Raw genomic sequence first — 26916 nt, 5'->3', positions numbered from 1 at the left:
GCGCCTGCGTAACCCCCTCTTTTTCCCCCTTATTTTCACCCCCCCACTGGTTGTGCGGGGGGGGGGGCGGGCCCCCCGCCCCCGCCCCGCCGAGGGTGCGCGACGGTCCGGCGGATAGGGAAGACTGCCGGGCATGGCTGATCTGAGCGACGCGAAGGCCGCGCTGCAGCACTACCTCCGGGAGACCCGCGAAGACCTCGTCTGGAAGCTCGACGGGCTCAGCGAACGGGAGGTCAGGCTGCCCCGCACGGCGACCGGCAACAACCTGCTGGGCGTCCTCAAGCATTGCCTCAATGTCGAAGCCGGCTACTTCGGGCCCACGTTCGGTCGCGAATTCCCGACGCCTGACGAGCTGGTCCCCATGGCGGCGTTCGACGCGGACCCGCAGGCAGACTGGTACGCCCGCGAGGACGAGACGAAAGACGGGCTGATCGATCTGTATCGCCGGGTCGGCGCGTTCGCCGACCAGACGATCGAGCAGCTACCTCTCGACGCGCCGGGGCAGGTGCCGTGGTGGCGGCCGGGTGGGCGGGACGTGACGCTACTGCGGATCATCATCCACGTGACCTGCGATCTCGCCCGGCACGCCGGGCACGCCGACGTCATGCGCGAGCAGCACGACACGGCGGTCGGCCTTCGACGGGACAACACCAACATCCCCGACGACTACGACTGGCCGGCGTATGTCAGCAAGCTGACGAAGCTGGCCGACCGCTTCGGATGATCGGGAAGGCTGTCGGCGTGCGAGACGACCTCGATCAGATCGAAGCGGCAGTCCTGGGCACGCCACTGGCCCGCCTGCCGATCGGGCACGGGCCGTCGGGCACCGTCCTCGTCGCCGATGTCGACCCCGGCCGTCTGCACGAGGTCTGGCAGGCCGCCGAGGCGCTGGTGCCGGTCATCGGACGCCGGCCCGTCCTGGTCACCGACGACTTCGACGACGCGCTGACGATCCGGTCCGAGCCCGAGCAGGGTCCGTCGGAGTCGGAGTTGCGCGCGTTCGCCGAGGCGGCGGCGTCTTCCGATCCCTGGCTTACCTACCGCCACCACGGCGAGGACCACCAGGTCGACGAGGACGAGATCGAGTTCTACGCGCGTGGCACGACCGGCGTCGACCTGACCGCCCTGGTGCCGGACGTGGTGCTGCCGACGCCGCGCCCGGTGCTGGAGCGGACGCTGTACGACCGGCTGCTCGCCGACGCCGACCTGCATGCCCAGGTGCTCGGCAACGTGCGGCTCGTGACGCAGACCGACTACTGGTACGAGCCGGACAGCGTCCTGCTCATGTTGCTGCCCACCAGCGACGTCCGCAGGTCGGCGTACTGGGTGGACTTCTTCGGCGCCCTCACCGAGGAGGATCGGCAGGGGCTCGCCGAGGTGCTGGCACGGTGGCGGCACCGGTGGGATGCCCGCCTGGTCGCGTCGTGGGGCACCATGTTGCAGTTTCAGGTGGGTCGTCGCCCGACACCGGGTGACGAGGCGTGGGCCGCCGCCGGTCAGCTCAAGGCGCTCGCTCCGGACCTCGAACTGAGCCAATGGGAGGTCGCCGTCGCCCTACCGGCCGGTGACGCGTGGTTCGTCCACAACCGCCCCTGACCACCCGGCGACGCGGCACCACCCGCTATTCCGGTTGCGCGGTTGCCGGCCTCGCGATCTGTGTGACCCCTTCCTGGCGCAGTTCGAGGACGTAGGGCTGGTCGTCGGTCCGGACGAACCGAACCTCCAGGTCGAGGCCCGGGTGTCGGTAGCGACCGTCCGGGTCCGCCAGGAGGACAACCGGTTGCGGGGCAGCGGCGGCGGCGAAGGTCAGCTGACCGTCGGCGACCGCGATGTCGATCGCGTAGTCGTCGTGCAGGACGTATCGGCCCGTCACGTCACCAAGCGGCGCGGCGGTGATCCTCGTGGTGGCGTACCGGCGGTCTGCGGCGGCACGGATGCTGACCAGCAGTTCCCAGCCATCCTCCGAGTTGGTCATCGCGGCGACCGCGGTGCCGCTGTCCGGCCACACGTAGGAGAAGCAGGTGTAGCCGACGTTCAACCCGGTGTGTCCGAAACGCCGACGCCCGCCGCGCTCGTCGAGTTCGGTGCCGAGCCCGTAGGCGCCGCCGGTAATCTGCGGTGTCCACATCTGGATGGCCAGGTCACGGGTGAGCAGCTTCGAGTCTCCCGAGGCCGCCCGGGCGATCTCGAGGTCGAGCCGGAGCAGGTCGGTCGGGGTGCTCCACAGGCCGGCCGCAGCCAGCTCCGGTTGCGTTCGCCAGCCGCCAGGAACCCTGGTGCCGCCGACGTGGTGGCCGTGCGCCACCTGATCCGGTCGCTGGTGCGGAAACCGCTGGTCGAAGCTGCTGTCGGCCATGGCCAGTGGTTCCAGCACCAGGGTTCGCAGGAGCTCCTCGAACGGGGTTCCGGTCGCGTCCACCATCAGCTGCTGGAGCACCGAGTAGTGGCTGCCCGAGTACCGGAAGCGGCTACCCGGCAAGAGCGTGCGCCGGACCGGTGGAGTGGTCGTCGCGCCGCTGCCTTCCAGGACCTGCACCAGCGACGGGGCGCGATCCGCGGCATAGCCGCGGTACCAGGTGTCGGACAACCCCGCCGTGTGCGCCAGCAGCTGTCGTACCGTGACCCCGTGCTGGCCTTCGCGGTCCGGTAGGCGCCACGAGGTGAGGTACTCGTCGATGTCGGCGTCGAGATCCAGGACACCGGCCTGGACCAGGAGCAGCGCGCCGAACGCCGCGACGTGCTTACTGATCGAGCAAGCCGCGAAGGCGGTGCTCCGGGTCACCGGCGTCGACGTCCCGCCGGCCAGGACGCCGAACCCCGCCGCCCACACCTGCCCGCTCACGTGCCCGACGGCGATGCTGACCCCCGGCACGTCATAGCTGCTCATCAGATCAGGCAACGCCGCGATGTCCGGTGAGAGCCGCCCGGACGACACCTGTCGGTCAAGCTGGCCCAGCAACGACACCCAGTCCTGAGGTGAGTCCACGACGTCGATTCTCGACCGCGCCCACCGGTGGATCAACTCCAGTCAACCGGCGGGCTCGTGACGGTACGAGAGACCGCCCGGATCAGATCGAGCGGCTGCTCGGTCCAGTGGGAGGCGAGGACGAGTTCCCGGGCCGGATCGACCCACAGCAGGTGTCGTCCGCCGTTGCCCCGAGCGCTGCGGCCGGTCGCCGGGGCCCCGGGCCACGGCGCCTGCTCATCGTTGAGCCACCACAGATAGCCGTACTCCCGTTTGACCGGGCACGGCGCCCAGGACTGGTCGACCCATTCGGCGCTCAGCAGCCGGGTCCCGGCATGGGTGCCCCGGTTCAGGAAGAGCTGCCCGATCAGGGCCAGGTCCCGGGCCGGGACGATCAGTCCGCCGCCCCAGTGCGCGCCGCCGGAGACCACCTCGATCTTGCGGCCGTCGAGGTCGACGACGCTCGTCCGGTACCCGTGCCACGACCACCGGTCGGAGGCGCCCAGCGGGTCGAGGACCCGCTCCCGCAGCACGTCCGGCAGCGTCCTGCGAAACAGCAGCGTCAGCGCGTACGCGAGCAGGTTCATCCGCACGTCGTTGTACGCCCACCCCTGGCCCGGGGGCGTGCCGTGCACCTCGGTCCCCTCGCGGAAGCTCTGCGCGTCGACGCTCGTCGGCTTGCCCCACAGCTCGCCCTCCCACTGGCTCGACTGCTGCAGCAGATGACGCCACGTGATCAGCTCGTTGTGCGGCCCCCGGAACTCGGGAATGTCGACGACCTGGTGCACCGGTTGGTCCGGCACCAGCAGCCCGTCGTCGAAGGCCAGGCCGGCCACCACCGAGACGACCGACTTGGTGACGCTGAACGCCATCTCCGGGACGTCCGGGTCGCCCCAGGCCGCGACCTCCCGACCCGCGACCCGGACCACACCACTGGCCCCACTGGCGGCGAGCAGCGGGCCGACGACCTCGCGGTGACTCGTGTCGGAGACCTGTGTGGCCAGGTAGGTGTCGATGTCGGCGGCGGCACTTGTCCACCGGGCGCCGAACTCCTGGACGACCCGCCCCAGCCGCTGCCGATCCACCGACACGTGACCCATGCCCAGCAGTGTCCAACGCCCCCGCCACCGGTGGGGCGAGCTGTGACCGGCCGCATAGGATCGGCCGACCGTACGCCGGACCTGAGGAGCGTCCCGGATGACCCTGCTGGAGCGTCTGCACCGGGCCGGTATGCGTGAGGTCGTCACGGTGCAGCCGGTGACGGGCGGGCTCGCGGCGCTCGCGGGCATCGCCACCCGCCGGGCTGCTCCGCCGGTGTTCGTCAAGGCCTTCGCCGACCCGCTAGCTGACGACGTCTTCGTCGCCGAGGCCGAGGGGCTGGCCGCCCTGCGCGAGCTCGGTGGCGTGGCGACACCCGAGGTGGTCCTGGCGGATCAGGACCTGCTGGTGCTGTCGGTGTTGCGCGCGAGGCCGCGGAGCGAGGTCTTCTGGGAGCAGGTCGCGCACCTGCTCGCCCACCTGCACCTGAGCACGACCCATCCTCGCTTCGGCTGGCACCGCGACAACTGGCTGGGCCGTCGCCGGCAGATCAACACGTGGAACGACGACGGCTTCGCGTTCTTCGCGGAGCACCGGCTGCTTCGCTGGCTCGATCAACCCCGCGTCGAGGCGGCGCTCGACGCGGAGGACCGAGCGGCGTTGGAACGGCTCTGTGACCGGCTGCCCGACCTGCTGCCGGTCCGGCCGGCGTGCCTGACGCACGGTGACCTGTGGGCACAGAACGTCCTGGCCACCGCGGACGGACAGCCGGCGCTGATCGACCCGGCGGTGTCCTACACGTGGGCCGAGGTCGACCTCGCGCACGTGTGGTCCACCTCGCCCCCGCCCGAGGCGCGACGGATGTTCGAGGTCTACGCGGAGTTGACCTCGCTCGACGGCGACTGGGAGACCCGCATGCCTGTCATCCAGCTGCGACAACACCTCGCCGTGCTGGCCCAGTTCGACGACGACTGGGGCGCTGCCGATCAGATCCGTGCCGTCGTTGCCCCGTTCCGGACACGATCCTGACCGGAGGCCCGGCCGCCGAGGCCCGCGAGCGGAGCGGGGGTCGGGCCCTCCATTACGGTGACCCCTGGAATGGGGGGTGGGCATGGCTCCGGAAGTGTCGCCGCGAAGGGCCAGGGCCGTGCTCGTCGCGCTGTCCCTCGCCGCGTTCGCCTTCATCACGACCGAGTTGCTGCCCGTCGGTCTGCTGACCCACATCGCCCCCGACCTCGACCGGTCCCGCTCACAGGTGGGTCTGCTGGTCAGTGGGTACGCCGTCGTGGTGGTGCTGGCCTCCGTGCCGCTGACCCGGCTGACCCAGCGGATCCCCCGGCGGCACCTGCTCGGCGGCACGATGCTCCTGTTCGCCGCCGCGAACGCCGCCGCCGCGCTCGCGCCGACGTACGCCGTGCTGGCCGGCTCCCGCCTGGTGACCGCCCTCGCCCAGGCGCTGTTCTGGTCCATCGCCACGGCGACCGCGATCGGGCCGTTTCCGGTAGCGGTGCGCGGTCGGGCGGTGGCGCTGTTCGCGACGGGGGCGACGCTCGCCCCGGTGCTCGGCGTACCCCTCGGCACCTGGCTCGGGCAGCAAGCCGGCTGGCGCGCGGCGTTCGCGGTGCTCGCCGGGGTCGGTCTGGCGATCGCCGCCGCGGTGCTGGTCCTGCTTCCCTCCTATCCCCCGGCCGCCGGCGGCGCCGCCCGGGGTTCCGCACCGGACGGGCGGCGCTTCGCCGTGTTGTTGATCGCCACCGCCCTCGGCATCGGCGGCTTCATGACCCTGCAGACCTACGTGACGCCGTTCCTGCTCGACGTCAGCGGCTTCGCCGACGCGGTGCTGGCGCCGCTGCTGTTCGTCTCCGGCGTGGCCGGCGTCGTCGGCACGCTGGTCGCGGCCCGGACGCTGGACACCCGACCGATCGCTTCGCTGCTGACGCCGCTGAGCATCGGCGCGGTCTCGCTGCTCGGGCTGTACGCGCTCGGCGCGCTCCGGCCGGGTGTGGTCGCGTTCCTCGCCGGGATCGGCCTCGCGTACGCGGCGTTCGGCTCCGCCGTGCAGAGCCGGATGCTGCAACTGGCCCCGGGCAGCACCGACATCGCGTCGGCAGGTGTCAGCACCGCCTTCAACGCCGGCATCGCCGGCGGATCACTGCTCGGCGGCGCCCTCCTGCCCGCCTCGGGGGCACGCCCGCTGGCACTCGCCGGCGGGCTGCTGACGCTGGCCGCACTCACGCTGCTGGCCGTGGACACGCGTCGCGGCCGCGTCGTCCGGTTGGAGCCGACCGTCGCTCGTCCCCCGGCTACGCGCCGGCCGGGTCCGCCTGCGGTCGGAAAACCTTCCGGGCCGGCGGTCACCCACCGCCTCCGCTGACCGCCGCCATCATGATCAGACTGCGCCGCCGCCGTCGACTCATCAGCGCGAAACAGGCGGTGAGCACCACCAGCTCCAACTCGGCCCACTCGCCGGTGACGTCGACGCGGATCGGCCCGCCCAGCCGGCCGGGGAGGCGCACCGCGAGGCGGTGCCCGTCGCGTACCAGCTCACCACCGTGATGGCCGGGGGCCCAGTGCGCCACCCCGCCGGGCCCCGGCACGTGCGACCGGCCCGGGTCGAGCCGCACCGGCACGCCGTGCTCGCCCCAGGCCGTGAACCCGATCCGTCGGCGGCCGGTCGGTTCGACAGTCCAGAGGCCGGTGCCGGTGCGGATCTCGCCGCACCTCCAGGTCCAGCCGGTACGCAGCACGGCGCGCGGCGCGGAGTCGAGGACGAAGGCCCCGTCCTGCTTGCGTACGGTCAGCGCGGTCATCGGGTCGCCTCGTCGAGGCGCGGCCGCGGCAGGCCGACGATGAGGATGACGCCGACGCTCAGGTGCAGCAGCGCGAGGGTCGCCTTCGCTCCCCCACCGACGCCACTCGGTGGCCCGACCACGAGCGACAGCAGCAGCACCGCTACCGCGATCGAGGTCCACCAGACACGGGAGCGGTTGGTGCGGGGTTCCAGCAGCGCGAGCAGCGCCCAGCCGGCCAGTGCCGCGACCACGGCGGCCACGACGACCGCGGCCACCGTGACCTGCCGGGTCGCGCTTCCGGATCTGACCGCCAGGTCGACACCGGCCGCCGCGTGCAGGAGCGCGAACTCGGCCACCGCCGCCACGATCGCGCCGGCCGCCACCGCGGCTCGTCTCAGGAGAAGGTTGTTCGTCATGGTCCGAGTCTGCGGACCGGACCGGGCCGGACACGTCGGTCCAGACGCCGTGGCGGGTACGTCTGCCGACGCCTCGGCGTACTACCAAAGGAGGTGGTCCGGCGGGCCGCGAGCCCAGTAACCTGCGCGATGTGGATGCGGCGACGTGCGAGGTCAAGCCGCCGCGGACGTGGCGTTCCGTCCCGGTGGCCGTGACGACGGTGGCGATCGGCGTCCTCGTCGCGACCATGCTGTGGTCGGCCACCCGTGCCAGCTCCGCCGGCCTGGTCGGCGTCGACGTCGGGCTGGCGGTGGCCGCCCTGGCCCTCGTTCCGGTGGTCGTCCGCCGCCCGCAGATCGGCGGCGTGCTGGCCGGCCTGCTCGTCGCGCTGTCTCCGGTGGCCACGCCGGTGGCCAGCTTCGCGGTGCTGTTCACCGCCCGCAACAGGCCGTTTCGGCACGCGGCGGCGGTGGCGGTGGTCGGCGTGGCGGGCGAGGCGGTGCAGGCGTTCTGGCGGCCGGTGCCCAGCCTGCCGTACGGGTGGCGGCTGCTGCTGATGGCGATCGCGTACGCGGCACTGCTCGGCTGGGGCACCTGGGCGCAGGCCCGCAACGCCCTGCTGGCGGCGCTGCGGGACCGGGCCCGGCGGGCCGAGCAGGAGCAGGAACGACGGGTCGGCGAGGCGCGGGCGGCGGAGCGCAGCCGGATCGCGCGGGAGATGCACGATGTGCTGGCCCACCGGCTGTCCCTGCTGGCGGCGGCCGCCGGCGCGATGGAGTACCGGCCGGACGCGCCGCCCGAGCGGCTCAGCGCCGCCGCCGGGGTGATCCGGGCCAGCGCGCATCACGCGCTCGACGAGCTGCGCGAGGTCATCACGCTGCTGCGCAGCGACGACGCCGAGTCGCCGACGGACGCACCACCCGGGCAGACCCTCGCCGACCTGCCGCGCCTGGTCGACGAGGCGCGGGCCGCCGGGCAACAGATCGAGGTCGACGACCCGCTCGGCCCGCCGGTCGAGATTCCTCCGACGGTTGGCCGCACCGCGTACCGGATCGCGCAGGAGGCACTGACCAACGCCCGAAAGCACGCCGCCGGCCAGCCGGTCCGGCTGGTGCTCGGCGGCGCGCCCGGCTCCGGCCTGAGCATCGCGGTGAGCAACCCGACCACGCCCGACAGCGGCGCCACCGGCAGCGCCGGTACCGGCCTGATCGGCCTCGCCGAACGGGCCGCGCTCACCGGCGGTCGCGTCGCCCACCACGTCGACGCCACGGGTCGCTTCCACCTGACCGCGTGGCTGCCGTGGCCGACGTGACCGGCCCGATCCGGGTCGTCATCGTGGACGACGATCCCCTCGTCCGGGGAATGCTCACGCTGATGCTCGACGGCGCCGACGGGATCGTCGTGGTGGGCGAGGCCGCCGACGGCGCCACCGCGATCACCGCGGTGGACCGGCACCTGCCCGACGTGGTGCTGATGGACATCAGGATGCCCGGCGTCAACGGCATCACCGCCACCGCGCGGCTGCGCCGCCGCCACCGGCCACCCGAGATCATCGTGCTCACCACGTTCGACACCGACGAACACGTGCTGCGAGCCCTCCGCGCCGGCGCGAGCGGCTTCCTGCTCAAGGACACCCCGCCCGAGCAGATCAGCCAGGCGGTCCGCGCGGTCGCGGCCGGCAACCCGATGCTGTCTCCGGGGGTGACGCGCCGGCTCATGCAGCGGGTCGCGTCCGGGGCCGAGTCGTACGAGCAGGCACACGAACGGTTGGCCCTGCTCACGCCCCGGGAACGCGACGTCGTGCTGGCCATCGGGCAGGGACGCTCCAATGCCGAGATCGCCAGCGGGCTGCTGATGAGCGTGACGACGGTGAAGGCCCACGTCTCGCACATCCTGACCAAGCTGGATCTCGACAACCGTACCCAGATCGCCCTGCTCGCCCACGACGGCCGGCTCCTCTGACCGGCGCCGTGGGTCAGGCCAGCACCGCTGGCAGGACGAGGAGGGCGAAGCGGAGCACCCGCCCGGAGAGGCACGCGCCGGCGAACTCCCAGCGTCGAAGGCCCGCGGTGCCCGCGGCGAGGCTGACGACGGCCAGCGGTGGAACCCCGACCGCGGCGGAGACCAGCACGGTCGGCAGGGCGGTGCGGCGGCGGGAGAGCCAGCGCCGGATCGGCTCGGTCCACCGTGCGGCCCGGTCCGCCGCGCGACCTGACCTCCTCCGTTGCGCGACCTTGCGGAACAGTCGTCCGGATCCACGTCGCGCCGACTCGAAAAGGAGCAGCTTGCCGACGGTCTGCCCGAGCGCCAGAGCGACCACGGCGACCAGCGCGTGGCCTCCACGTTGCCCGGCGACCACCGCGTAGGCCTCGGCGTTGACGACCGGGACGAGCGCCGACGCGAGACCGTAGCCGAGCGCCGCCGCGGCCTCGGCGAGGCCGCTCACGCCCGGCCGTCCCGTTCGAGTAGCCGGACCACCGCTGCCACCGACCACAGCTTGACCGCGACGACGGCGACCGCGATGCCCAGCGCGAGCGCGTACTGGCCGAACGCGATGGCGCCGATGACCCCGGCGGTGTTGGCGACCTTGGCCAGCGGCGACCAGTTCAACGCCCATACCCGCCGGTCGACCAGGTGGAAGTAGTTGGGGCTGAGCACGGGCCAGCACAGGAACGCCAGCGACAGCATGGTGTCCAGCACCAGGAAGGAGAGCAGGAAGACCACTGCCACGACCGCGACGTCCGGCACGAGGGAGACCAGGCCCACGCAGAGTACGGCGGTGCACGCGCGGTCGCTCACGATGTCGAAGACGGCCCCGGCTCGGGTCTCCTGTCCGAGCCGGCGGGCGGCCCAGCCGTCGAGCACGTCACCGATCCAGTAGATACCGTACGATACCGCCATCAATGCCACCGACCCGGAGACGAGGGCCACGATACCGACGGTGACCGCGGCGACCGTGCGAATGGCGGTGATGTAGTTGGGAACCGTACGAAGAGGGCCGACGGTGAGGGCGGCGCGGGAGTCAACGAGAGTCACCTCCGCAGCGTCGCCCGGTGAACGTTCTCGCGGAACGTGCCGCGGTGCCGATCTGGTCCCGAGGGTGGTACCAGGGTGCCGGCCGATCCGGTACCTGGGTACTGGCCGGCCTTCCGGCTGGTCGCGGAGACTGTCCAGGTGATGACTGGAATCCGCGAATGGTCGCGCGACCCCGAGCGAGTGCGCCGGCTCGCGTACGGTGCGACCGGCTTGATCATCGCCGCCGTGGTCACCACGGTCGACGGGGGCCTCTCCGTTCCGGCGGGTTGGGCGTGGCTGGTGCTGCCGGTCGGCCTCGGAGCCATCACGCTGAGCCCCCACTACCGGGCCCTGGTCTTCGCGGTCTGCGCCGGGTTCGTGGCGGTGGTGAGCACCGGAGAATCGGTGCAGTTGGGCCTCGCGGCCGCCGGCCTCGTGTTCGTCTCGATCTGCGCAGACCCGGCCCGACGGCCATGGATGGGCTGGGTGGGTGGCCTGATCGGCGCCGCTGGCGCCCTCGCTGTCGCGCTACTGAACCAGCGAGGGCTGTACGAGCAGCCGTTCGTCTTCGTGGCGGCCGGCTTCCTCCTGGCGACCCTGTTGCGGTCGTGGTCGCACGGCTACGCCCTCAGACAGGAGACGGACCAGCTGCGCGGCCAGGCCGCCTGGCTCGAGCAGCGCACCAACCTGGCCCGCGAACTGCACGACGTGGTCGGTCACCACGTCACCGCGATGGTGGTGCAGGCCGAGGCAGGCCAGCTCGGTGACGACCCGGGGGCGGCGCTGCGGGCGGTCGCGGACAGCGGACGCACCGCGTTGAGCGAGCTCGACGCGCTCGTCGTACACCTGCGCGATCCCGACGCGGCGATCGCGGTGAGCGCACCGCCGCGCCTGTCCGACATCGACGAGCTGCTCGCGCAGCCGCTGCGCCAGCAGGGCGTGACGGTGCGGGTGCAGCTGGACCCCGAACCGGGCCTGGACGAGATCGGCGTGTTGACCGTCTACCGCATCGCCCAGGAAGCCCTCACCAACATCGCCCGCCACGCGAAGGCCACGGCGGCCTGGGTCGAACTGGTCCGCGTCGGCGATCACGCCCGCCTGCGCGTCAGCGACGACGGCATCGGACCGCCCCGCACACCCACCAGCGGCTCGGGCCTGCTCGGCATCGGGGAGCGGGTGTCCGCACACGGTGGGAGCTGGGAGCTGAGCCAGCGCCCCGGCGGCGGCACGATGGTGCAGGCCAACCTGCCGGTGGCGAACCCGTGATCCGGGTCGCGATCGCCGACGACCAGGAGCTGGTCCGGGACGGCTTCAGCCTGATCCTGCGATCTCAACCCGACATCCAGGTCGCGGCCGAGGCGGCCGACGGCCGGCAGTTCCTCGACGCGGTACGCCGCGACTCGCGCATCGACGTCGCCCTCGTCGACATCCGCATGCCGGTGCTCGATGGCCTGCAAGCCACCCGCGAGCTGGCCACGATCCCGCACGCCCCGGCCGTCATCGTCGTCACGACTTTCGACGACGACGCCTACGTCCTGGACGCCATCGCCTCCGGCGCACGCGGATTCTTGCTCAAGCGGTCCAGCGCCCGCGACCTGATCGCTGCGGTGCGCACCGTCGCGGCCGGCGAGGCGGTCCTCTCCGCCGAGGTCACGGGTGCCGTACTCGACCGGGTCCGCGCGACCGGCCCAGCCACCCGCGTGGGCCTGGCGGCCTACCAGCTGACCGCTCGGGAGACCGACGTGCTCGCCCTGATCGGCGCCGGGCTCAACAACAACGAGATCGCCGAACGCCTCTACCTGTCGATGAGCACCGTCAAGACCCACGTCACAAACGTGCTGGCCAAGACCGGCAGCCGTGATCGTGTACGCGCCGCCATAATGGCGATCCAGGCCGGCCTCGCCCCGTGAGTCAGGAGTCGGCGTGTGCCAGCCGGCGCTCCGGGCTGGCCTGCCAACCTCCGAACAGCGGCCTCGCCAGGAAGGCGACGAAGAAGGCCGACGCGATCGTCAACACCACGGCCACCGGAGCGACATGCTCCGCCTGCCACTCGAAATCACCCGCGGTGATGCTCCTCTGATCGATGCCGAAGATATCGAACCACGGCAGAAGCGAGGCCGGATACCACAACGGCGCGTACGAGTACGGCAGGCCAACACCACCGTTGAGCGTCCAGTAACCGGCCCCGTCGTAGATCAACGCACTATTGACGACGACCGCCACATCACAGGCGACCAGAGCGGCGACGCACAGCAGCACAGTGGCACCCCTGCCATGCCCCCACCTCGCCAGCCTGCTCGACAGGAATGCGCCCAGGCCGAGGAGCACCGCCCAGACACCGCCGGTGAGCGCCTCGATCGGCAGGTACTCGGTACGCAATCCGTGCACGAGGAGCACAAGGAGCAGCACGGTCGCCGTCCACATCAGAGTGAGCTGCGCGGCCATCGACCGTTTTGAACCCATGCCGCGACGCTACCGTAGATCGATGCGGGTTTGCGGCACCACATCCGGCGGGGCAGCGTGAACTGACGCGGTCCGCGGCTGACGGGTCGTAGGGTTTCCGATATGGCACAACGAATCGTCAGCGTATGGCAACCGTTCTTCCTCTCCAGCGAGAGTCAGCGCGCGGCCGTCGAGGCCGCGACCGAGTTGGAGCAACTCGGCTATTCACGGATCTGGTTCTCCGGCGGTTTCGGAGAGAACGTCGCCCCACGCTTCCGGGAGATCCTGGACGGGACGACGGGCATCGGGGTCGCGTCGGGGATCGTGAGCATCTGGCACTCGTCGCCCCCCGAGGCGGCGGCGTTCGTCCAGGACGCGCAGCGGGCACACCCCGGCCGGTTCCTGCTCGGTCTCGGCGCCAGCCACGCGGTGCTTGTGGAGGGCAGCGGCACGGACTATCGCAAACCGTACTCAAGAATGGTGAACTACCTGGACGGCCTCGACGCGGCCGGGGTTTCGCCCGAGCGGCGCATCCTGGCCGCACTGGGCCCGCGGATGCTCGAACTCTCCCGCGACCGTTCCGCCGGGGCGCACCCGTACTTCGTCCCTGCCGAGCACACCGCCGAGGCCCGCGCGGCGATCGGACCCGACCGGCTGCTCGCCCCCGAGGTCGCGGTGGTCCTCGACACGGACGCCACCACCGCGCGCGCCACCGCCCGGCAGTACACGAGCGGGTATCTGGCACTGCCGAACTACACAAACAACCTGCGGCGTTTCGGCTGGACCGACGAGGACTTCGCCGCCGGGGGCAGCGACCGCCTCATCGACGCCCTGATTCCCTGGGGCACCGTCGAGAACGTGGCGGCCGGGCTGGAGAAGCACTACCAGGCCGGGGCTGACGAGGTGGCGATCCAGGTGCTCAACGGCGGCGACGCCACGGCATTTCCCGCCGACGCGTTCCGCGCCCTCGCCGCGGTCCTGATCTGACCCGTCGGCCGCAGCGGGAGGCGCTGGAGGGAGCGTGGAATCGACGGGCGGGACTTCCCGCCCGGTGGCATCATCGAGCCATGCCTGTGGTCGAAGTTGTTCTTGGTGACATCACCAGCGAGGACGTCGACGCCGTCGTGACCGCCGCGAACGAGTCGCTGTTGGGTGGCGGCGGTGTCGATGGGGCGATTCACCGGGCGGCGGGGCTGCGACTGGCCCGGGCGGGGGCGGCGCTGGCCCCGTGTGATCCCGGCGACGCGGTCGCCACACCGGCCTTCGACCTGGACCCACCAGTACGTCATGTCATCCACACCGTCGGCCCGATCTGGGAAGGCGGCGGCCACGGTGAGGCTGACGTGCTGAGGTCGTGCTATCGGCGCAGCCTCGAAGTTGCCGACGAGATCGGCGCCCGCAGCGTCGCGTTTCCCGCCATCGCCACTGGTGTATACGGTTTCCCGGCCGACCAGGCAGCGAGGATCGCAATCTCGACCATCAGGGCGACACCGACGAAGGTCGAGCGTGTTCGCCTCGTCGCCTTCGACGAAGCCACCTGCGAACTGCTGACCGAGGCGCTTCAGGGCTGACGAGGCGCCCCTCTCATCCATCGTCCGGCGTCGGCCCATCGTCGTCCTCTGTGGCACACTTCCCGACATGGCCATCCAGCGAAGGGACCGTGCCGCGTAAGCGACCCGGGGCGCTACGCGCCGCCACACCCAGTCGTCGACAGGTGCACGAATCCCGTGCCCATTTGCACGGCATTTCCGGCAAGGCCGTCGCCGACGTCGTTCGGCTGGAACGCCACCACAACCGCTTGCACCCCGGTGATGTCGGCCGGGCCCTCCGGGGTTGGACCGACAAGGCGCGCGGCCCGGCCCGCGATCTGCTGGACGAATTCGGCGGGTGTCCCTGCGGTTGCACCTCGGACCATCGAAGGTTGCTGGACATCGCTCTGCGATCGCTGACCGGAAGAACGGCGCGGGAGCTGCGGCGGGTCGTCGATGCGGCCGATGATCTGTTCCTCAGTCGAACCCTGCCCAATCCCTGGGCCGATCCCCGCGACCCTTGGTGGGAACAGCGGATCTGAGCCCGAGAGGTGCCGGTCTCCATCGTTCGCGTCGAGATGGCGCGACGTGGCGACGCGGCTGTTCGGGCGATGGGTTGCGGACTTGGCTGGTGGGTAAGACCTGAATGTCGGGCACCTGGGTACGCTGCACCGGCGGTGCCTCAGCCCAATCCCCACCGTGCCGGCCACCCGCACCGACCGGCGGCACCACCTGTCGTTCCCGAATCCGCAGACGAGAGGCGAGACCACAAGATGACCGCCGTACCAGGCCAACGGTCTACTGCTGCTGCGGGCCCGGCGGCCGTCGAGCAAGCGGCGGAGGAGGACCTGCGGGCGTTGTTCGGGCAGTCCATCGCCGTCTTCGCGGCTCTGGCGGGGCCGGCGCACCTGGTGGAGACGGCGAACCCGGCGTTCTTCGCCACCATCGGCGAGGAACGGGCCCGCGTCGGGGTCACGCTCACCGAACTGATGCCTGAACTGGCCGGTCAAGGATTCATCGCGCTACTGGACCAGGTCTTCCGCACGGGTGAGCCCTACACCGGCCGTGACGTCCAGGTGATGTTGGGCAGCGGCCCGGAGGCGCGGGAGGCGTTCTTCGACTTCACCTATGAGCCGCGCCGGGACGCCGACGGCAACGTGACAGGTATTCGCGTGCTCGGTGTGGAAACCACGCAGGTCAAGCATGCCCAACGGCTGATGGCCGAACACCGTGCCCTGCTGGAGCAGATCGCCCGCCAGGCACCTCTGACCGAGGTGCTCGACGGGATGGCCCGCTGTATCGAGAATCTCGCACCGCAGGAGGTGCTCGTCTCCGTCCTGCTCGCCGATCCGGACGCCCGACACCTGCGCCACGGCGCCGCGCCGAGCCTGCCCGACTTCTACAACCAGGCCATCGACGGCATCGCGACCGGTGAAGGTGTCGGCTCGTGCGGCACCGCCGCCCACCGGCGGGAGCCAGTCATCGTCACCGACATCGCCACCGATCCGTTCTGGGACGACTTTCGGGGCCTGGCCGACCAGGCCGGGCTGGCGGCCTGCTGGTCCACACCGATCCTGGCCCGCGACGGCGGCCTGTTGGGCACCTTCGCGATGTACCACCGCATCCCGCGGGTCCCGCAGGACACCGACCTTGCCCTCGCCCGGCTCTTCGCCGGCACCGCGGCCCTGGCCATCGAACGCCACCACATCGAGCAGGCGAAACTCGCCGCCGAGGCACGCGCCAAGTCAGCCAACGACGAGCTGGCCAAGGTGCTGCGCGTGGAGCGGGAACTGCGCGCCGAGGCTGAGCAGCGCGCGGCCGCCGCCGCGGAACTCGCCACCCAGATGCGTGCCGCCGCCGCCGCGCAGGCCGCCACGCCGCACCCCGAGCACTGCCAGCTCGGTGGTGCCGCCGGGTGCGCCGCGCCGGCCGAGATCAAGATCGCCGATTCGTGGGGCGACGCGGCGTGGGGCTGCCCCGCCCACGTCGAAGAGGCCATCCTCAACGTACGGTCGGTGTTCATCGCCAGCGAGGAGCTCGGCGGCCTGACCGCGTACCTCAACCGCTGATCGCTCGTGATAGGCACTGCGGCTGCTTCTGATCCCTCCGGGTTACTTTGATCAGCGTCGTACGATGGGTGGGTTGCGATGCGCCCGTTCCTAGGAGTTGCCGTGCCCCGCCCTCGTAGTGCCGCCCGGACTGTGGAGCACCCCGACCTGTCCGAGGTTTCCCTGCAGCAGGTCATGGAGGCGCTGGCGGATCCGGTGCGACGGGCGGTGGTGTCCCAGTTGGCCAGCAACGGCAGGGACATGAGCTGTGGCACGTTCGAGACGCCCGTGTCGGTTTCGACGCTGACGCACCATTTCAACACGCTGCGCGAGGCTGGCGTGATCCGCCAGTACTACGTCGGGACAACCAAGATGAACGCGCTGCGCGCGGACGAGATCGACAGCCGCTTTCCCGGCCTGCTCTCGGCGGTGGTGGCCGCTGCCGGCACCGAGCCGCGGGCTGGATCAGCCTGAGCCCCGTGATCGCTACTACGACGGTGGTCGTAGTTTGATCGTCATCGAGGTTGGCGGTAGCGTGGGGCCAGCGGCACAGTGTTCGACGCCGTTGCCCTGACTCCTACCGCTAGGACTGATGCACCGTGGCAAAGCTCGTACAGTTCGACCGGATCGGTGGCCCCGAGGTTCTCACCCTCAACGACGTCGAGGTGGTCGCACCCGGCGCGGGTGAGGTCCGGATCCGCGTCGACGCCATTGGCCTGAACCGCGCCGAAATCATGTACCGCGACGGTGTCTACTTCGACCAGCCCGTGTTCCCCTCCACGCTCGGCTACGAGGCCGCCGGCGTGATCGAAGCGGTCGGCGCGGGCGTGGAGGGCCTCGCCGAGGGTGACGCGGTAAGCGTCGTGCCGGCGTTCCTGCAGAGCAGGTACGGCACGTACGGCACCCACGTCATCGTGCCGGCCTCGGCTGTCGTCCCTCGCCCCGCCCACGTCGAGCCCGCCCAGGCGGCGGCCGTCTGGATGGCCTACATCACCGCCTACGGGCCCTTCATCGAGTCCGGAAAGGTGCGCCCCGGCGACCACGTGCTGATCACGGCAGCCTCCAGCAGCGTCGGCCTGGCCGCCATCCAGCTCGCCAACCACATCGGTGCGATCCCGATCGCCACCACGCGCGGCTCCGGCAAGAAGCAGCGCCTGCTGGACGCCGGCGCGGCCCACGTCATCGTCACCGACGACGAGGACCTGCCCGCCCGCGTCAAGGAGATCACCGGCGGCGCAGGCGTCCGCCTGGCGTTCGACCCGATCGCCGGGCCCGGCGTCGAGACCCTCGCCCTGGGCATCGCCCCCGACGGGTTCCTGGTGGTCTACGGAGCCCTCGACCCGCGCCCCACCCCGCTGCCCAACGCGCAGTCCTACCCGGCGCTGAACAGCAGCACCTACACCCTCTTCGAGATCACGATGAACCCGGAGCGCCTGCGCCGCGCCGTCGCCTTCGTCAACGCTGGGCTCACCTCCGGTGCCATCACCCCGGTCGTCGATCGCATCTTCGACCTCAGGGACATCGCCGAGGCCCACCAGTACATGGCGGCCAACGGCCAGGTCGGCAAGATCGTCATTACCGTCACCCACGACGAGGCCACGGTCTGAGGCCGGCGGCGACGGGGTGATCGGACGATCGGGCCGGTCACCCCATTGCTTGACCCGATCGAGCGGTCTTCGCAGAGGTCGGGACCCGTCGCCGCGCACCCCGCCCAGGATCAGGGCGTCCAGCGTACGCCCGGGTTCACCCGCCCGGACCAGTCGAAGACGGCCATGTTGTCCCACCCGTTCCCGGTGCCGTTGATGTTGGCCGGGTCCCAGCCGTTGCCGCGGACGGCGTACCAGGTCGGCTCCCAGTAGAAGACACCGACGGCGCCCGCGTTGCGGGCGGTGTTCTGGACCCAGTTGAACTCCTGGGCCTGCCCGGACCACGTCGCGCTGATGCCGTCACAGGTCGCGTCGCCGATGACGTTCGGCTCGCTGTCCGCGTCGTCCCGGGTGAAGGGGTACGCGGTCTCCACGATCACCACCGGCCTGCCGTAGCGCCCGCGCAGGTCGACGATGTTGTTGTAGAGGTTCGACAGGCTGCCGTGCCACATGCAGTAGTACGACTGGGCGGTGATGTCCCACTGGACACCCTGCGCGCGGATGCCGTCGTAGAACCATCGGGCGTTGGCGTTGCTGTCGGCGTTGGCGGTATGGATCATCACCGGGATGCCGCTGCCGCACGCCTTTGTCGCGTTGTAGCCCTGCTTCAGCAGACCAGCCAGCGGGGCGAAGTCGTTGTTGACGACCTTGCCCTCGTTCCACAGCATCCCGACGTTGATCTCGTTGCCGATCTGCACGCTGTCCGGTGGGGTGCCCTGCCGCCTGAGGCTGGAGCAGACGTCGTAGGTGAAGGAGTACACGTCGGCACGCAACTGGCTCAGGCTGTGACCGGCCCAGGCCGCCGGCTTGTACTGCTTGCCCGGGTCGGCCCAGGTGTCGGAGTAGTGGAAGTCGACAAGGACCTTGAGGCCCTTCGCCCTGGCCGCCCTGGCCTGGGCCAACACCCCGCTCTTGTTGTTGTAGCCGCTGATCGGGTTGTTCCAGACGCGCAGCCGGACGTAGTTGACGCCGACGGACTTCAAGATGTCCAGTGGGTCGCGGGCGACGCCGTTGGCGTCGTAGTACCTGGCGCCCAGGTCCAGACTGCGCTGCAACGAGGAGACGTCGGCCCCTCGCATGGTGAGCGTGTTCGCGGCGGAGACGGGTGCGGGCGTGCCGCCGAGCGTGGTGGCGACGACGAGGATGCCGGCCGTGACAGCCCCGAGCAGGGCCCTGGCGCGGCGGTGGTGGGGTATGGCCGAATGGGTGTTCACGAGGCTCCTTCAGCTCACTGCGCAGGGAGCGCCGTTCAGCGAGAAGCCGGTCGGCGGCGCGTCGCTGACACCCCACCGCCCCTGGATGCCGAAGGTCGCAGAGCCGTTTGGCGCGAGGACGCGGTTCCAGTCGACGTTGCGGGCGGTCACGGCGGCACCGGTCTGGCCGACCGTCGCGTTCCACCCCGAGGTGACCTGCTGGTCTCCCGGGAAGGTGAAGGTGACGGTCCAGCCGTCGACCGATGCCGTCCCGGTGTTGTGGACCGTCACCGTGGCCACGAAACCGCCCTGCCACTCGGACTGGTTGCCGTAGGTCACCCGGCAGGTCGAGGGCGGCGGCGTCGGAGGGGACGTCGTTGGCAGGGTGACCGTGTTGGACGCGATCGACACGTTGCCCGCCGCGTCCCGGGCCCGCACGTAGTACAGGTTCCGCAGCGGCGCCGACGCGGGTAGCGGCGTCGTGTACGTCGTACCCGGCACGGTGGCGACCAGTTGCGAGGTGAACCAGCCGTCGAACCGGTAGACGTTGTACCCGAGCACGCCGACGTCGTCCGTCGACGGTGACCAGGACAACGAGCCGGTCGAGGCGGTCACCTCGCCGACGGTCAGGTTCTGCGGCGCGCTCGGCGGGGTGGTGTCCGGGCCGGTGTCCGTCACCGGGGTGACAACAGTCAGCGCGTCCGACCAGTTCGAGCGTTGCCCGAGGCTGTCCCGGGCGATCAATCGGAACGTGTACTGCTGGCCCGACCCAAGGTGGCCGGTGATCGTGGTGCTGGTGACGGCCCCGACGCTGGCGCTGAAGACGATGTCGCCGAACTCCTGGTAGTACGTGATGTCGTACCCCGCGATGGCGCAGCAGCCGGGCGCGGCTGCCGTCCAGGTGAGGGTGACCGACGCGGACCGGACCTCGCTGGCGGTCAGGTTCGTGGGCGCACTCGGCGGGACGGGCGAGGTGCTCGGCGTGCTGGGCGGCGTTGGCGGCGCGGTTCCGGTCGGCTCCGCGACGGACACCGCGGCCGCACGAGGCACCGGGATGGCCCCCGGGTACGCGGCGTCGGCCGCCGGTGCGGCGCTCAGGGCGGCTCCGAGCACCGCCGTCGACAGCACGACGGCGGCCAGCAGACCCGGCCGCAGACGGCGGATCAGCGAGGACGAGCGAACGCCTGTCATACGTCGACGATGCAGCAAGAGATCGATGATCGCCAACGTGTCTCACGCCTCGGCCGGCGACCGGCCCGACTCGTGGTGGATCGTCGCCGTGCGTCGTGGGCCGACCGCCCGGACTTCTTACCGAACGATGACGTGCCCGGCGATCGTTGACCGTGACCGTGCACCGGCCCGTACCGAGTGGAGACAGCACATCACCGGAGCCGTTTCCGGCTTTGAGGAGATTCCGATGAACCGCAGAAAGAACGGAACCGCGCTGGTCCAGACCCGGCCGGCCAGGATCGCCATGGTCGCGCTCGTGCTGGCGGCCACCGGCGCGCTCACCGCCACCTTCGTCTCCAGTGGCGGCAAGGGCACCGCGGACGCCGCCACCAGCCTGGACCAGTTCGTGCCGATCGAGAACGTGCCGCCGAACGTGCAGAACCCGAGGCCGGCCGCCGGCGCGTCGACCGGCCGGTTCACCGTCGACTGCGGCACGAACGGCAACGGCAAGTTCAGCCCGGACAACCCGGTGGCCCAGCCCGGCATCCGCAACGGCGCCGAACACGTCCACGACTTCGTCGGCAACCTGGCCATCACCGCGAACTCGTCCAACGCCGATCTGGACGCCTCCGGCACCACCTGCCGCAACGGTGACAAGTCGTCCTACTTCTGGCCCGTGGTGCGCATCGACAAGTCCGTCCGCAGCGGTAAGCAGGTCCAGCAGGCGCTCGCCCAGACCCAGCCGATGGTCGTCTGCCCGTCGGTCGGCAAACGGCTGCGGGCCGTCCCCACCGGGGCCCGCACCACCGTCGACCGCCTGCTGGCCGAACTGGACCGCCAGCAGGCCGCCGCGAACCAGCGGATGACCGCCAGCCGAGGCCGCATCGACGCCGCGTTCAACCGGGAGGTCATCGACTCGCTGCGGGCCCGCCGCGCCGCGATGATCAAGCAGATCAGCACCACGATCACCGCCGCCGGTGGCAACCAGCCTGGCCTGGTCTCGCTTGTCGAGTGTGACGTCAGCTACGACGACATGCACGCACGGATGCCCGGCAGCGCCCACCGTGCGAGCGCCCAGGCCGCCCAGGCCGCGAATCCGCGGATCCAGTGCCCCACCCTGCGGGACAAGTTGCCGGGCGTACCCGATCGGGCGCTCGCCGAGGTGAACCGCAACCTCGACGACCTCGACCGGCAGATCTCCGAGGCCAACGAGCGCCTCGTCACCAGCCGCGGCCAGGGCGGCCCGGCCTTCGTCGACAACGCCATCCTCGGACCGCTGCGCGCCAAGCGGGTCGCCGTGATCGACCGGATCGCCACCGCGATCGGGCGGCAGGCTCCCCGCCCGCAGGGTCTCGACGCGTTCGCCCGCTGCACGCTCGACCAGGCCCCCAGCACCCCGGCGGCACCGAGCAGCGCACCCACCTCCCCTGCCGCGCTCCCCGACCCGCAGGGACCCAACTTCGAGCTGCCCGGCAACACCGGCGGCATCGTCCGCCCAGCGCAGGTGCTGATCGAGTACCGCGGCAACCCCGCCAGCAAGGTGGTGCCGATGCCGAAGTTCCTCCGCGCCCTCACCGGTGACGCCAAGCCCACCAGCCGTGGCCCGGCCAACGCTCGCGCCACCTGGACCTGCTCGGGCTTCACCGACCGGCTCTCCGACAAGTACCCGATCTGCCCCGCCGGCAGCCAGGTGCAGCGCGTACAGGACTTCCCCGGCTGCTGGGACGGCAAGAACATCGACAGCGACAACCACCGCAACCACGTCGCGTTCGCCGACAAGGCCACCGGCGCCTGCCCGCAGGGCTTCCAGGCGATCCCGCAACTGCGAATCACCGTGGCCTACGACATCGCCCGCAACGTGCAGGTCAAGGGCCAGTACGCCCTCGACTCCTTCCCCGAGGAGAACCACAACCCCTTCTCGGACCACAACGATTTCGTCAACGTCAACTCAGCCCAGGCCATGCAACGCATCGTCACCTGCATCAACAGGGGCAAGAACTGCTCCTGACGTAGGGATCGCAGCGCTGGGAGCGATACCAGTGGGGCAAAATTCAGCCCTCGCGATCGCTACACTCGCCGCAACGCCGGCACCGCCCACAGACCTCGACCTGCGCCAATCCCACCGAATGGAGACGCCTGTGACCCGCGACAAGGCGGCACCCCCCGGCATCGACCCCAACATTCCCAGCGTGGCCCGGGTCTATGACTTCTTCCTGGGCGGCAAGGACAACTTCGAGGTCGACCGAAAGGTCGCCGAGCACGCCCTGCGAATCACACCGGACGGGCCGGCGGCCGGCCAGGCCAACCGGGCCTTTCTGCGTCGAGTGATCCGCTACCTCGTCAGCGAGGCGGGCATCGACCAGTTCCTCGACATCGGATCGGGGCTGCCCACCCAGGGCAACGTGCACGAGGTCGCCACCGAGCAGAACCCAAAGGCTCAGGTGGTGTACGTGGACAACGATCCGATCGTCCTGGCACACGGCCGGGCCCTGCTCGCCGCGGAGGGCACCGCGACGGTGATCCAGGCGGACATCCGGGAGCCGCGGGAAATCCTCAACGATCCGGACGTACGTCGGTTCCTCGACTTCGATCGACCGATCGGGTTGTTGCTCTTCGCGATCCTGCACCACCTCGGTGACGACGAGGACCCGAAGGCGGTGGCGGCGGCGTTGTTCGACGAGCTGCCCTCCGGCAGCTACGTGGCGATCTCGCACTTCCGCGACCCGGGCGAGCGCGACCCCGAGGGCTCCCGCAAGGCCCGCGAGGTCGAGCGGATCTTCAACGAGTCTCTGGGCACCGGCCGCTGGCGTACCGACGAGGAGATCCTCTCGTTCACTGAAGGGCTGACGCTGGTCGAGCCGGGGCTGGTGCCGCTGGCCGAGTGGCGGCCAGAGCCGGACGCACCGGCTACCGTGCAGACCGACACCTATCACACATTTGTCGGGCTCCTCGCCCGCAAACCGTAGGCGCCGTCATCCGGTGAGGTCCGTCGGCGGGAGCGCGTTCCCGCCGACGGACACCCGCGTCAGTACGCGGTCCGGCCAGACACCTGCCCTCGTGCAGTCACGGTTCCAGTACGACGACCGGGATCTGACGGCTGGTCTTCCGCTCGTAGTCGGCGAAGCCTGGGTACGCGGCCTTCTGCGCGCTCCAGATCCGCTCCCGCTCGTCCCCGGCGGCAACTCTGGCGACCAACTCGACCTTGTCCGTGCCGATCTCCGCGTGGACCTTCGGGTTGGCGAGCAGGTTGTAGTACCAGTCGGGATTGGTGGGCGCACCGGCCTTGGACGCGAACACGGCGTAGCCGCCATCCACCTTCTGGTACATCATCGGGCTCACGCGGGGCTGGCCGCTCTTGGCCCCGACCGTGTGCAACAGCAGCAGCGGCGCCCCAGCGAACTGACCGCCGACCTGCCCACCGTTGGCGCGAAACTCAGCGATTACCTTGTCGTTCCAGTCACTCATACCTTCTCCTCGCCCCCACGCACCGGCTCCGTCAACAAGATTCTGACAGTCTCGGGCGCCCACCGCTTGCTCGCTCGAACCGGGCCACCGCGACCTACGCACCACGAGTCTCTGGTCCGCCGGCTGATCCTCCTACTCGGCCGGACCGGAAGGCTACCGCCTTCCGTACGGGAACGACGGGCGGCAATATGTCCCACGTGGCAACGACGAAGAGACAACAACAGGTCCTTCAGGCCCGAGGGGCCCTGATCATGGCAGCCCGGCGGCGCTCACTGGTGACGTACAAGGAGCTGGGTATTGCAATCGGGATGGTCGGCGTGCCTCTCGGTCACCAGATGCCACCAGTGCTCGACGAACTCTCGGATCTGTGCATCACCGCCGGTGAGCCCTCGCTGGCAGCGCTCGTAGTCAACGAGAAGACAGGGGCGCCGGGCAAGGGTTACGACGACGGCGGTGTCCCGTGGCACAGCTCGGTCCAGGAGGTCTTCCGATACTGGGCCAAGCACTAGACGTTCCGCCCCTTCCAGCGCCCGAAAAGCGGAATCGGTCTTGATACGAGGTCAGGCGGCTTGCTGGGCGCGTATCAGCTCGGTTCGGCTGGCACGGTTGCTGTCCTTCGCTGCTGTACCGCTGCCTTCGACGGCTCAGCCTCCCTGGTCCATCCGAGGAACCTGCGGTGCAGCACGCCGGCCGGTGTCCAGGGCATGTCCTCCCCGCACCGCCCGCCGCATCCCGTGAGCAAGAAGCTACGGTGGGTCGCCGAGCGGGATGGGTAAGATTCCTACCCCTGGATCACGAGAGCAGCCCGACCTTGATCGCCAGGTCACGGGCGTCGTCACGAGTGGATCGGGGGCCGTCGAGCAGGTCCAAGGTGATCTGGCGGGCGTACCCGTTGAAGCGGATCGTCTCCGGGGCCGACTCGTACGCCTGCCGGAGCGTCGTCACGGCAGCTTCCGTATCGTCGTTGCCGTAGTGCGCCCGCGCGACCTCGATGAGATGGCGTGCCCGTCGCGGCCTCGACGGGATCGCCGCGGAATCATGACGGCGTGCCTGTCGCACCGCCTCACCGGACTTCTGCAACTCCACCGCCACGGTCACCGCGTGAGCGCCCATGATGACCCCGGAAAACGACGTCTGCGGCTGGTAGAAGCCCTGTGGCAGGCGCTTCGCCACCCGGTCCGCGCGATCCCAGTACCGCCAGGCCCGGCCTTCCTCACCAGCACGGGCGGCGGTGTAGGCAGCCTCGAAGTTCAGGGCACCCCAGAGCGCCAAAAGGTTCGTGTTTCCATCGGCCGTGCGCGTCTCCAGCGCCGACAGGAGGTCCAGGGTCACCGCCATCGCGGTGTCCCAGTCACCGGCATCCCGATGCACCTGGCACAGGAACCATCCTGCGCACGCCACCGCCTCCGGGTCACCGGACTCCTGCGCCGCAACCATCGCGCGGTCCGCGACCCGCCACAACACCTCGGCAGCGGGTTGGTAGGCAAGGAACATCTGCGTCAACCCGAACGTCTCCGCCAACAGGGCCTGAGCCTGCCGACGCTCATCACCCTCGTATGCCAACGCGGCGCGCTGCACGTCGCGCAGCAGCCCCGGCAACAACCCGCCCAGCACCGTGCGGTGATCCGACGCCTGGTGGCGTGCCCGCCATGCCATCGCAAGCCGCTCCCTCAGGCTCATCAATGACACCGGGGATGCCTCGCCGGAAAATGCGAAGCGGTTCACGGCGTCCCGGACGGACGCCAGCGCCGGATGCTCCGGCCCGTTGACCGCAGCAGACGTGGCTTTCAGCTCGCCGACCAAGGCAGACAACTCGATCTTGAGGGCACGCGCGATGCGATCCAGCATGTGGATGCGCGGCGGCAGGATGCGATCGGTCTCCACTGCCTTGACCCACTCGGCGCTACGCCCCACCAACCCCCCGAGCACCGCACGGGTCTTCCCGGACCGCTCCCGGTAGACCTTTAGCCGCTGCCCGAAAGTCAACTCCGGCAAGGAATCCATCCCGGACCTCCTCGTAGCGCGGGACGCATCGTCCGCGCCCAGGTCGCGTGTCACCCAACGCTACCGGCCTGCCTGTCGCCTCATAACCCCGCACACGCCGCGCGCCGACATCCACGCCGACACCCACCCTGCACCCAGCCGAACGTCCCGGGCCGAGGACCACGTTGGCCTGTACGCCCTGGCGGCGATCGGCCGAACTGCGCGTTTGTGGGGATTGCTCCTCTTCAACCCGCAGCGAGGGGGATGGCGAGGAGGACTGGCCCGGAACCGCGGACGCTACGCCACCTCGTTTCTGCCAGAGCTTCCCCATAGGGGCAGCTGGTCAACAGCGTGTGCATGAGGAGTCCTTTCTGACGCTCCAGCTGAAGGTGGTATTGCCCTGTCCGCCTCCATCGGCCGTGACCGTGACGGTGTAGCTGCCTATGGTACTGAGTGTGCCGCTGATCCGGCCGGTCGAGGGGTTGATGGCCAGCCCGGGAGGCAAGCCGGTCGCCGACCAGGTGTATGACCCGCTCCCGCCGGTGGCCTGCATCTGCAGCGCCACGGTGTCCGGCTTGAGCGAGCTCTGGGTGCCCGGGTTGGTGACCGTCACCGCGCCGCTCGGCGGGGGTGTGGGGATATCCGGTGGCGGGCACGTCAGCGACACCGGCTGAGACTCCGCCGTTCTGGTGATGAACTCCGGAGTCCCCGAAAGGAATTGGACGGTGGCGGTCGCTCGACCCGAGTAGTAGCCCGACTCGCAGAGCGTGCCCGGGCTGTTGACGCCAAGACCGAACAGGGTTCCGTTTGTGTTCTGCCAAACCTCTGTACGGCCGTTCACTGTTTGGCCAGGGCCGGGGACCAGCCCGTGGTAGAGCAACTCCACGGTGAGGTCGACGCGTCGCACTGGACCGTCGCACTGAACGGATGCGGTGAAATTGATGATCTTCGGATTCTCAGTCTTGCCCGGTGGGCTGTCCGGCGTGATCCACCCACAGTAGTGACCGTCGGAAACCACGGCGGACGCCGGTGCGGCGAAACCTAGGGATGCGATGACGATGGCAGTCGCTGCCATGGTCAGCAGCAGGCGGGATCTATTGCGACGCAAGAGTTCGACATGCATCAATGAATGGTCGCATGGAGGCGTCGGGGTCAGCAATGGCCGAACCTTCGGGGCTCGACCGGCGCCGCTCCCTCGCGGACGACCAACGTGGCCGTGCGGCGCTTCGTCGGA

29 protein-coding genes are annotated in these 26916 nt (G+C 70.3%); 17 read left to right on the top strand and 12 right to left on the bottom strand.

Annotated features, from left to right (window positions below; all coding sequences use genetic code 11):
* Positions 1–133: 133 nt before the first annotated feature.
* Both ACLQ3B_RS32180 and ACLQ3B_RS32175 read left to right on the top strand, forming a co-directional pair.
* Positions 134–724, top strand: a complete 591-nt coding sequence (locus ACLQ3B_RS32180; RefSeq protein WP_425784414.1) for a DinB family protein — start codon at positions 134–136, stop codon at positions 722–724.
* Between the two features lie 17 nt (positions 725–741).
* The gene (locus tag ACLQ3B_RS32175; RefSeq protein ID WP_425784413.1) at positions 742–1596 is read left to right on the top strand and encodes a DUF4253 domain-containing protein; all 855 of its coding nucleotides are present in this window, start codon (positions 742–744) and stop codon (positions 1594–1596) included.
* A gap of 25 nt (positions 1597–1621) precedes the next feature.
* On the opposite strand, the gene ACLQ3B_RS32170 is transcribed toward ACLQ3B_RS32175, so the two are convergent.
* Both ACLQ3B_RS32170 and ACLQ3B_RS32165 read right to left on the bottom strand, forming a co-directional pair.
* Entirely contained in the window at positions 1622–2986 is a 1365-nt protein-coding gene (locus tag ACLQ3B_RS32170; RefSeq protein ID WP_425784412.1) for a serine hydrolase domain-containing protein, read from the bottom strand.
* A gap of 32 nt (positions 2987–3018) precedes the next feature.
* On the bottom strand, positions 3019–4065 hold the full coding sequence (locus ACLQ3B_RS32165) for a serine hydrolase domain-containing protein (RefSeq protein WP_425784411.1): 1047 nt from the start codon (positions 4063–4065) through the stop codon (positions 3019–3021).
* Between the two features lie 97 nt (positions 4066–4162).
* Here ACLQ3B_RS32165 and ACLQ3B_RS32160 point away from each other — a divergent pair, with 97 nt between their 5' ends.
* Together ACLQ3B_RS32160 and ACLQ3B_RS32155 are read left to right on the top strand one after the other, a co-directional pair.
* A complete protein-coding gene (locus ACLQ3B_RS32160) occupies positions 4163–5032 on the top strand; it encodes a fructosamine kinase family protein (RefSeq protein WP_425784410.1) in 870 nt (289 codons plus the stop codon).
* 82 nt (positions 5033–5114) lie between these two features.
* A complete protein-coding gene (locus ACLQ3B_RS32155; protein ID WP_425784409.1) occupies positions 5115–6377 on the top strand; it encodes an MFS transporter in 1263 nt (420 codons plus the stop codon).
* Here ACLQ3B_RS32155 and ACLQ3B_RS32150 read toward each other — a convergent pair.
* Positions 6358–6813 (bottom strand): hypothetical protein, encoded by a 456-nt coding sequence (locus tag ACLQ3B_RS32150; protein WP_425784408.1) that lies wholly within the window; start codon positions 6811–6813, stop codon positions 6358–6360. The genes ACLQ3B_RS32155 and ACLQ3B_RS32150 overlap by 20 nt on opposite strands.
* Positions 6810–7211, bottom strand: a complete 402-nt coding sequence (locus ACLQ3B_RS32145) for a DUF6069 family protein (RefSeq protein ID WP_425784407.1) — start codon at positions 7209–7211, stop codon at positions 6810–6812. Before ACLQ3B_RS32145 ends, ACLQ3B_RS32150 begins: the two co-directional genes overlap by 4 nt.
* A gap of 131 nt (positions 7212–7342) precedes the next feature.
* On the opposite strand from ACLQ3B_RS32145, the gene ACLQ3B_RS32140 reads away from it, so the two are divergent.
* Together ACLQ3B_RS32140 and ACLQ3B_RS32135 are read left to right on the top strand one after the other, a co-directional pair.
* Positions 7343–8503, top strand: coding sequence for a sensor histidine kinase (locus ACLQ3B_RS32140; RefSeq protein ID WP_425784406.1), 1161 nt, complete (start codon positions 7343–7345; stop codon positions 8501–8503).
* On the top strand, positions 8491–9153 hold the full coding sequence (locus tag ACLQ3B_RS32135; RefSeq protein WP_425784454.1) for a response regulator: 663 nt from the start codon (positions 8491–8493) through the stop codon (positions 9151–9153). Before ACLQ3B_RS32140 ends, ACLQ3B_RS32135 begins: the two co-directional genes overlap by 13 nt.
* A 13-nt stretch (positions 9154–9166) precedes the next feature.
* Here ACLQ3B_RS32135 and ACLQ3B_RS32130 read toward each other — a convergent pair whose 3' ends face one another.
* Positions 9167–9637 carry a hypothetical protein gene (locus ACLQ3B_RS32130; RefSeq protein ID WP_425784405.1) on the bottom strand — a complete coding sequence of 157 codons (471 nt, stop codon included), beginning with the start codon at positions 9635–9637 and terminating at the stop codon, positions 9167–9169.
* Positions 9634–10227: a CDP-alcohol phosphatidyltransferase family protein gene (locus ACLQ3B_RS32125; RefSeq protein WP_425784404.1), complete on the bottom strand. Its 594-nt coding sequence runs from the start codon at positions 10225–10227 to the stop codon at positions 9634–9636. Before ACLQ3B_RS32125 ends, ACLQ3B_RS32130 begins: the two co-directional genes overlap by 4 nt.
* 141 nt (positions 10228–10368) lie before the next feature.
* On the opposite strand from ACLQ3B_RS32125, the gene ACLQ3B_RS32120 reads away from it, so the two are divergent.
* Entirely contained in the window at positions 10369–11472 is a 1104-nt protein-coding gene (locus ACLQ3B_RS32120) for a sensor histidine kinase (protein WP_425784453.1), read from the top strand.
* On the top strand, positions 11469–12116 hold the full coding sequence (locus ACLQ3B_RS32115; protein WP_425784403.1) for a response regulator: 648 nt from the start codon (positions 11469–11471) through the stop codon (positions 12114–12116). Before ACLQ3B_RS32120 ends, ACLQ3B_RS32115 begins: the two co-directional genes overlap by 4 nt.
* Position 12117: 1 nt before the next feature.
* On the opposite strand, the gene ACLQ3B_RS32110 is transcribed toward ACLQ3B_RS32115, so the two are convergent.
* Positions 12118–12651, bottom strand: coding sequence for a hypothetical protein (locus tag ACLQ3B_RS32110; protein ID WP_425784402.1), 534 nt, complete (start codon positions 12649–12651; stop codon positions 12118–12120).
* A gap of 120 nt (positions 12652–12771) precedes the next feature.
* Here ACLQ3B_RS32110 and ACLQ3B_RS32105 point away from each other — a divergent pair, with 120 nt between their 5' ends.
* The 6 genes from ACLQ3B_RS32105 (at position 12772) to ACLQ3B_RS32080 (ending at position 17832) form a co-directional block, all read left to right on the top strand.
* On the top strand, positions 12772–13635 hold the full coding sequence (locus ACLQ3B_RS32105) for a TIGR03620 family F420-dependent LLM class oxidoreductase (protein WP_425784401.1): 864 nt from the start codon (positions 12772–12774) through the stop codon (positions 13633–13635).
* Positions 13636–13715: 80 nt separating this feature from the next.
* The gene (locus ACLQ3B_RS32100; protein WP_425784400.1) at positions 13716–14219 is read left to right on the top strand and encodes an O-acetyl-ADP-ribose deacetylase; all 504 of its coding nucleotides are present in this window, start codon (positions 13716–13718) and stop codon (positions 14217–14219) included.
* Positions 14220–14362: 143 nt separating this feature from the next.
* Entirely contained in the window at positions 14363–14719 is a 357-nt protein-coding gene (locus tag ACLQ3B_RS32095; RefSeq protein WP_425784399.1) for a hypothetical protein, read from the top strand.
* Positions 14720–14950: 231 nt separating this feature from the next.
* Positions 14951–16246: a GAF domain-containing protein gene (locus ACLQ3B_RS32090; protein WP_425784398.1), complete on the top strand. Its 1296-nt coding sequence runs from the start codon at positions 14951–14953 to the stop codon at positions 16244–16246.
* Positions 16247–16378: 132 nt separating this feature from the next.
* On the top strand, positions 16379–16699 hold the full coding sequence (locus tag ACLQ3B_RS32085) for an ArsR/SmtB family transcription factor (RefSeq protein ID WP_425784397.1): 321 nt from the start codon (positions 16379–16381) through the stop codon (positions 16697–16699).
* Positions 16700–16824: 125 nt separating this feature from the next.
* Positions 16825–17832, top strand: a complete 1008-nt coding sequence (locus tag ACLQ3B_RS32080; protein ID WP_425784396.1) for a zinc-dependent alcohol dehydrogenase family protein — start codon at positions 16825–16827, stop codon at positions 17830–17832.
* A gap of 110 nt (positions 17833–17942) precedes the next feature.
* Here ACLQ3B_RS32080 and ACLQ3B_RS32075 read toward each other — a convergent pair whose 3' ends face one another.
* On the bottom strand, positions 17943–19085 hold the full coding sequence (locus ACLQ3B_RS32075) for a glycoside hydrolase family 53 protein (protein ID WP_425784395.1): 1143 nt from the start codon (positions 19083–19085) through the stop codon (positions 17943–17945).
* Positions 19086–19094: 9 nt separating this feature from the next.
* Complete coding sequence (locus ACLQ3B_RS32070) at positions 19095–20255, bottom strand: cellulose binding domain-containing protein (protein ID WP_425784394.1); 1161 nt, start codon at positions 20253–20255, stop codon at positions 19095–19097.
* Positions 20256–20481: 226 nt separating this feature from the next.
* On the opposite strand from ACLQ3B_RS32070, the gene ACLQ3B_RS32065 reads away from it, so the two are divergent.
* Entirely contained in the window at positions 20482–22242 is a 1761-nt protein-coding gene (locus ACLQ3B_RS32065; protein WP_425784393.1) for a DUF1996 domain-containing protein, read from the top strand.
* A 130-nt stretch (positions 22243–22372) separates the two neighbouring features.
* The gene (locus ACLQ3B_RS32060) at positions 22373–23200 is read left to right on the top strand and encodes an SAM-dependent methyltransferase (protein ID WP_425784392.1); all 828 of its coding nucleotides are present in this window, start codon (positions 22373–22375) and stop codon (positions 23198–23200) included.
* A gap of 97 nt (positions 23201–23297) precedes the next feature.
* Here the strand turns inward: ACLQ3B_RS32060 and ACLQ3B_RS32055 are convergent, their stop codons facing one another.
* Positions 23298–23699 carry a nitroreductase family deazaflavin-dependent oxidoreductase gene (locus ACLQ3B_RS32055; protein WP_425784391.1) on the bottom strand — a complete coding sequence of 134 codons (402 nt, stop codon included), beginning with the start codon at positions 23697–23699 and terminating at the stop codon, positions 23298–23300.
* A gap of 197 nt (positions 23700–23896) precedes the next feature.
* Here ACLQ3B_RS32055 and ACLQ3B_RS32050 point away from each other — a divergent pair, with 197 nt between their 5' ends.
* Positions 23897–24208, top strand: coding sequence for a hypothetical protein (locus tag ACLQ3B_RS32050; RefSeq protein WP_425784390.1), 312 nt, complete (start codon positions 23897–23899; stop codon positions 24206–24208).
* Positions 24209–24491: 283 nt separating this feature from the next.
* Here ACLQ3B_RS32050 and ACLQ3B_RS32045 read toward each other — a convergent pair whose 3' ends face one another.
* Together ACLQ3B_RS32045 and ACLQ3B_RS32040 are read right to left on the bottom strand one after the other, a co-directional pair.
* On the bottom strand, positions 24492–25703 hold the full coding sequence (locus ACLQ3B_RS32045) for a helix-turn-helix domain-containing protein (protein ID WP_425784389.1): 1212 nt from the start codon (positions 25701–25703) through the stop codon (positions 24492–24494).
* 322 nt (positions 25704–26025) lie between these two features.
* Positions 26026–26805, bottom strand: coding sequence for an Ig domain-containing protein (locus ACLQ3B_RS32040; protein WP_425784388.1), 780 nt, complete (start codon positions 26803–26805; stop codon positions 26026–26028).
* Positions 26806–26916: the final 111 nt, after the last annotated feature.

The sequence above is a fragment of the Micromonospora sp. DT53 genome (genome assembly GCF_049841535.1).
Classification (GTDB): Bacteria; Actinomycetota; Actinomycetes; order Mycobacteriales; family Micromonosporaceae; genus Micromonospora.
This window is presented reverse-complemented; position numbering and strand designations above follow the sequence as displayed.

Excerpts from the sequence above, each read along its gene's own strand:
- ACLQ3B_RS32055 (WP_425784391.1), bottom strand. The coding sequence starts at position 23,699 with ATGAGTGACTGGAACGACAAGGTAATCGCTGAGTTTCGCGCCAACGGT.
- ACLQ3B_RS32150 (WP_425784408.1), bottom strand. The coding sequence starts at position 6,813 with ATGACCGCGCTGACCGTACGCAAGCAGGACGGGGCCTTCGTCCTCGAC.
- ACLQ3B_RS32090 (WP_425784398.1), top strand. The coding sequence starts at position 14,951 with ATGACCGCCGTACCAGGCCAACGGTCTACTGCTGCTGCGGGCCCGGCG.
- ACLQ3B_RS32120 (WP_425784453.1), top strand. The coding sequence starts at position 10,369 with ATGACTGGAATCCGCGAATGGTCGCGCGACCCCGAGCGAGTGCGCCGG.
- ACLQ3B_RS32040 (WP_425784388.1), bottom strand. The coding sequence starts at position 26,805 with ATGCATGTCGAACTCTTGCGTCGCAATAGATCCCGCCTGCTGCTGACC.
- ACLQ3B_RS32105 (WP_425784401.1), top strand. The coding sequence starts at position 12,772 with ATGGCACAACGAATCGTCAGCGTATGGCAACCGTTCTTCCTCTCCAGC.
- ACLQ3B_RS32045 (WP_425784389.1), bottom strand. The coding sequence starts at position 25,703 with ATGGATTCCTTGCCGGAGTTGACTTTCGGGCAGCGGCTAAAGGTCTAC.
- ACLQ3B_RS32065 (WP_425784393.1), top strand. The coding sequence starts at position 20,482 with ATGAACCGCAGAAAGAACGGAACCGCGCTGGTCCAGACCCGGCCGGCC.
- ACLQ3B_RS32155 (WP_425784409.1), top strand. The coding sequence starts at position 5,115 with ATGGCTCCGGAAGTGTCGCCGCGAAGGGCCAGGGCCGTGCTCGTCGCG.
- ACLQ3B_RS32160 (WP_425784410.1), top strand. The coding sequence starts at position 4,163 with ATGACCCTGCTGGAGCGTCTGCACCGGGCCGGTATGCGTGAGGTCGTC.
- ACLQ3B_RS32070 (WP_425784394.1), bottom strand. The coding sequence starts at position 20,255 with ATGACAGGCGTTCGCTCGTCCTCGCTGATCCGCCGTCTGCGGCCGGGT.
- ACLQ3B_RS32110 (WP_425784402.1), bottom strand. The coding sequence starts at position 12,651 with ATGGCCGCGCAGCTCACTCTGATGTGGACGGCGACCGTGCTGCTCCTT.
- ACLQ3B_RS32165 (WP_425784411.1), bottom strand. The coding sequence starts at position 4,065 with ATGGGTCACGTGTCGGTGGATCGGCAGCGGCTGGGGCGGGTCGTCCAG.
- ACLQ3B_RS32180 (WP_425784414.1), top strand. The coding sequence starts at position 134 with ATGGCTGATCTGAGCGACGCGAAGGCCGCGCTGCAGCACTACCTCCGG.
- ACLQ3B_RS32100 (WP_425784400.1), top strand. The coding sequence starts at position 13,716 with ATGCCTGTGGTCGAAGTTGTTCTTGGTGACATCACCAGCGAGGACGTC.
- ACLQ3B_RS32145 (WP_425784407.1), bottom strand. The coding sequence starts at position 7,211 with ATGACGAACAACCTTCTCCTGAGACGAGCCGCGGTGGCGGCCGGCGCG.